Annotated in this window: 1 protein-coding gene; it reads right to left on the bottom strand. The window is 64.0% G+C overall.

Translation table 11 applies throughout. The features are described from left to right. Positions 1 to 243: SDR family NAD(P)-dependent oxidoreductase (locus RNB18_RS53050; protein WP_311721183.1), on the bottom strand; the 243-nt coding region annotated here is incomplete at its 3' end. Positions 244 to 406: the final 163 nt, after the last annotated feature.

Genomic DNA, 406 nt, shown 5'->3' with positions numbered 1-406 from the left:
GTTGACCAACAGGTCGACCTGGCCGAAATGTTCGAAGGTCGCGTGCGCGAACCGAATCATCGAATCGGCATCGGACACGTCGACCTGATAGGTCAGCACCTCGGCGCCCAGCTTCTCAGCCATTCCGGCGGTGCCGTCGAGCGCTGCCTCGTTGATGTCACATAGCGCCAGGCGGGCGTGCCGCCGGGCACACAACAGCGCCACCTCGCGGCCGATACCGCTGCCGGCGCCGGTGACCACCACAACTCGATCGGTGAGGTCGGCGGTCTTGAGTCGGGATCCAGTTCTAGGCATAGAAGCAAGCTAAGGAGGCGACGGGTCCGCCCGCTCGTGCGAACGCACCAACATGTAGGTGTTGGGTTGTCGCGACGCGCTAACCGACTCTCACCGCAGGTGCCGGTTGAGA

The organism is Streptomyces doebereineriae (assembly GCF_031845645.1).
Taxonomy (GTDB): Bacteria; Actinomycetota; Actinomycetes; order Streptomycetales; family Streptomycetaceae; genus Streptomyces; species Streptomyces canus.
The sequence above is the reverse complement of the archived record's forward strand: the minus strand, read 5'-3'. Positions and strand labels throughout refer to the sequence as shown.